This window comes from Peribacillus sp. CSMR9, from assembly GCF_033141925.1.
GTDB classification, from domain to species: Bacteria; Bacillota; Bacilli; order Bacillales; family DSM-1321; genus Peribacillus; species Peribacillus simplex_A.
The window spans coordinates 1-3,696 of the sequence record NZ_JAOPHO010000135.1 but is presented as its reverse complement, the minus strand read 5'-3'; the positions used below and the strand labels follow the sequence as shown (position 1 = coordinate 3,696).

Sequence of the window (3,696 nt, the reverse complement as noted above, 5' to 3'; positions counted from 1 at the left end):
CTTTGGTATTTTACTGCTGGATTTTCAAAATTAACGATAAAAGCCACATCCTTTAAAATTCATTATTTTGGTTAATAATTTATTATAGCTTATTTTGTTTTTTCATTTTTATTTACGTGTCTATAAGTTAAAACTTTAAGACACTCTTAAAATCAAACTAATTATTTGTTTGTCACTTTAGGCGATAATTTGCACTTATTTTAAGTGCTATTTTGCACATGCAAATTTAAAACCCAGCTACCTTTATAAAAGATTAGCTGGGTTTTAAATTGTTACTGTTTTTCTAAATACCGATAAATCGTTGTTCGAGATACACCCCATTTTTCTGCGATGTCTTTAATCGGGGTACCATTTTCAATTAGTGACTTCATCATTTCAATATCTTTCGGTCCAAATTTTTCAGGACGTCCTCCAAGACGACCACGTGATCTAGCCGCAGCTCGTCCGGCAGCCGAACGTTCCTCAATTAAATTACGTTCAAATTCCGCAAATGCCGCAAACAGATGAAACATCAATTGGCCTGTGGCATTACTTTTGTCCATTGTTAAATTTTCTTGTAGACTGTGGAAGCCCACACCACGTTCATTTAAGCTATTCACAATTTGAATTAAATCTTGCATATTACGTCCTAATCGATCCAATCGCCAAACAACAATCGTATCGCCTTCACGTGCATACTGAAGTGCTTCCTCTAAACCAGGACGCTGTCTTTTTGCCCCACTCATTTTATCGTGAAAAATTTTGGAACAGCCATATTGCGTAAGAGCGTCCATCTGTAAATCTAAATTTTGTAATCCCGTCGACACACGTGCATATCCAATAAACACTCAAATCACTCTCTCTTATTTTTCCTTTATATTTATTGTAACATAAGATAAAAAGATATAGGTTGTTGAACATAGAATATTGAACAGAGTTTTGTTACAAGAAAGACAATAAAAAACGTCCTTTTCTAATCGAACAGTGGTGTGTTCAGAAAAGGACGAGTTTTGGAACAAATAATAACTTATTTATGAAATGTTTGCTTTTTTACTTTTGTTCAGCAATCGGGCCATTTAATGGAATAAGACTCCTAAACAAAAATTGGATATTTATGTTAATGTCGTTATAAGATTGTGATGAAATGTACTTAAACTATCGGGGCAGGATAGTTGAAGATGAATGTTACAATAAAAGAAAAAATGAAGCAAGGTGATATTATGATTGGAACGTTTTTTAGTTTTTTTGTTATCTTTTTTATTATAGCAAGACTTGTTAGCCTAATGGGTAAGATTAGCTGGATGCCACTGATAAGAACAACTACGAGACAAGATGCAATATTAGCAATAATCTTTTCATTCATTGTTGCTGTTTCAACCCTTAATGGATAAAACACTATTTAGACCTTGTGAAATATCACGTGCGTTAGCTTAAGATCGGGACTGTCTTTAAGGCAGTTTTTTTCTTTATGCAACTATCGGGCCAGTTTAGTTCAGTAACGTCGCATAAGAGACATAAAGTGAAAAAAAAAAAAGACAGTGTACCACGCTGCCTCTTTTTGTATGGGTTAAAGAAAACGAAGAATTATTTAATCTTCTCTAGTGAACCATTATTCTATGTTTTAATTCTGAATTCATATCTAAAACACCTATCACAATTTGATTATCTTCCGTGATTGTTATGTATCTGAAATAATCATCAACAGAAATCAACAAATCGGTGTCATTCGTCGTTTTTTCCATTTTGGCAAATACATCTACTGTGTACTCAAGGTGAAAAAAATCATCCAATCCCTTGCTTGAGTTACCTACCCAGGTATACAGAAAATCTTTCAGTGTGATTTGTTCAATCACCGATAATTGTTTCTTGAATTTTAACTTATCTACTGTAACGCTTATCATCTTTTAACACTCCTTAACGAGTATTAATTATATACATTGAAGTCTCCTCCAACAATGCTATTTGCGTAACAATCCGTTTACAGTTTAGTTACTATACTAAAGGGGCAGGCAAAATCAATTGAATTTCAACCAGTAGATTTATGAGTTATTCAACTAACGGGTGCTTTAGCTGAAGATCAGAGCTGTCTTTAAGGCAGCTTTTCTTTATGGAACTATCGGGGCAGGTTAGTTGCATAAGATGGAAATGTTTTCATATATGAAATAGGTGTTTTTTCGCTTATGCTGAAAGTAAAAAAGAAGGTTAAGACGTATGAATATCACTGATTTACTTGTTTTGTCTGTGGTTATAGGCTTGATTAATGGTTTTAAGAACAAGAAATTTAAAATGAAAAGTTTTTTCTACACGTTTTTAACATTTTTAACATCAGGTCTAATCTTCATCATAATAGGAGATCTATTTTTGAAAGATTTATTAGATAAATATCTTACTAGTGAAGAATATGGGATATGGCTATTTGGAGGTTTGCTATTGTTATATCCGATTTATACAACAATTAAAGGATTTAAAAAAAAGACCACTAACACTCTTCCGTAATTATCTATAGGGTGCGATTCTGAGTTTTTATTGAAAGGGCGTTTAAATGAAGCTTTTATACTGGGTAGTAAATATAGGTTGGTATTTTCTAATTACGATTTTAGCTACCACGTTTTGGAAAGGACTTGGTTGGTGGTTTTTAATAATATGTGCAACTATATTGTTTTTTGGTGACGCCTTAATTAGAAGATTATTAAAAAAATAATTACATTTCATCTTCAACTAACAGACGCTTTACTTCATTACCGGGAGCTGATCAGCAACTTCTTTTCTTATGTAACAAACGGGGCAGGTTAGTTCAACAATAAGGAAATTTTTTCTTGAGGTATAAAGGATGATTTTTGGTAAGATGTCTTTATGGAGAAGTGATATTACAATGAAAATATTAAAAAACAGAATAAAGCCCTTGTTTATTCCAGCGTTACTCTTATGGATAACAGCAGGAATTATCCACTTTGTTTCCACCTTGTATTACGGTGTTTACAATGATTATCGATCTATGGCTTATATCCTCATAGTCATTGGATTGTCTTTAACATTAATTGAACGGTATTTACTAGAAAAGGCAACAAAAAAGGAACTAATTGGGCTAGGTTTGATATTTTTACTAATCATTTTATCTCAATTGTGGGTTATATATTTTTTGTGATTGAACAAACGGATGCTTTACCTCAATATCAGGAGCCGATCAGCAGCTCTTTTTTTTTATGGACGAAAGAGGCAGAATAATTGAGGAAGTATTTTAGAGGAATATAATTGGAGTAATTATGAAAGATAAAGAGGATACAAAAGATGAAAAAAGAAAAAAAGAAAGGCAAAGAAGGTTTTTTCAAAGGCATAATGAATGAAATTCGTGATTCAATCTTACCTGAATTGGTTTTTAACATCTTAACTCTTATTCCAAGAATGATAGTTCGTTTAGTAAAGAGTTTATTTTAACTGATTGAGTCGGAAGTAATTCTTAATGAACTAACGGGTGCGTTAATTTATTAAGGGATCACTAACTATTTATAAAAACTGTATACTAAATCACAAGAAAAGAATCCACTTTGATTAATCTTTTTTCAAAATGGGTTCTTTTTATTTACGCTAATATTGTGTTCAGGGGGACTTTTGATCAATCTTTATTTCAAATATACACTTTCTAAGGTGATATAGGATTTGTTTAATGAACCTCTTAGTAAAAATAAAAAAAATAATCAAACTGAAACCTTTTGTATG

At 32.0% G+C, this 3,696-nt stretch carries 6 protein-coding genes; 4 read left to right on the top strand and 2 right to left on the bottom strand.

Features of this window, described 5'->3' with window-relative positions; translation table 11 throughout:
• Nucleotides 1-272 precede the first annotated feature (272 nt).
• Nucleotides 273-827: a recombinase family protein gene (locus N9I19_RS24110; RefSeq protein WP_317779239.1), complete on the bottom strand. Its 555-nt coding sequence runs from the start codon at nt 825-827 to the stop codon at nt 273-275.
• 330 nt (nt 828-1,157) lie between these two features.
• Here N9I19_RS24110 and N9I19_RS24105 point away from each other — a divergent pair, with 330 nt between their 5' ends.
• Nucleotides 1,158-1,370 carry a hypothetical protein gene (locus tag N9I19_RS24105; protein ID WP_284469620.1) on the top strand — a complete coding sequence of 71 codons (213 nt, stop codon included), beginning with the start codon at nt 1,158-1,160 and terminating at the stop codon, nt 1,368-1,370.
• Between the two features lie 207 nt (nt 1,371-1,577).
• On the opposite strand, the gene N9I19_RS24100 is transcribed toward N9I19_RS24105, so the two are convergent.
• Nucleotides 1,578-1,880, bottom strand: a complete 303-nt coding sequence (locus N9I19_RS24100) for a hypothetical protein (protein WP_317779238.1) — start codon at nt 1,878-1,880, stop codon at nt 1,578-1,580.
• Nucleotides 1,881-2,190: 310 nt separating this feature from the next.
• Here N9I19_RS24100 and N9I19_RS24095 point away from each other — a divergent pair, with 310 nt between their 5' ends.
• From N9I19_RS24095 to N9I19_RS24085, 3 genes are all read left to right on the top strand, one after another.
• Nucleotides 2,191-2,475: a hypothetical protein gene (locus N9I19_RS24095; protein ID WP_317779237.1), complete on the top strand. Its 285-nt coding sequence runs from the start codon at nt 2,191-2,193 to the stop codon at nt 2,473-2,475.
• Between the two features lie 334 nt (nt 2,476-2,809).
• Nucleotides 2,810-3,124, top strand: coding sequence for a hypothetical protein (locus N9I19_RS24090; protein WP_317779236.1), 315 nt, complete (start codon nt 2,810-2,812; stop codon nt 3,122-3,124).
• Nucleotides 3,125-3,267: 143 nt separating this feature from the next.
• Nucleotides 3,268-3,414: a hypothetical protein gene (locus tag N9I19_RS24085; RefSeq protein WP_317779235.1), complete on the top strand. Its 147-nt coding sequence runs from the start codon at nt 3,268-3,270 to the stop codon at nt 3,412-3,414.
• The last annotated feature ends 282 nt before the right edge of the window (nt 3,415-3,696 follow it).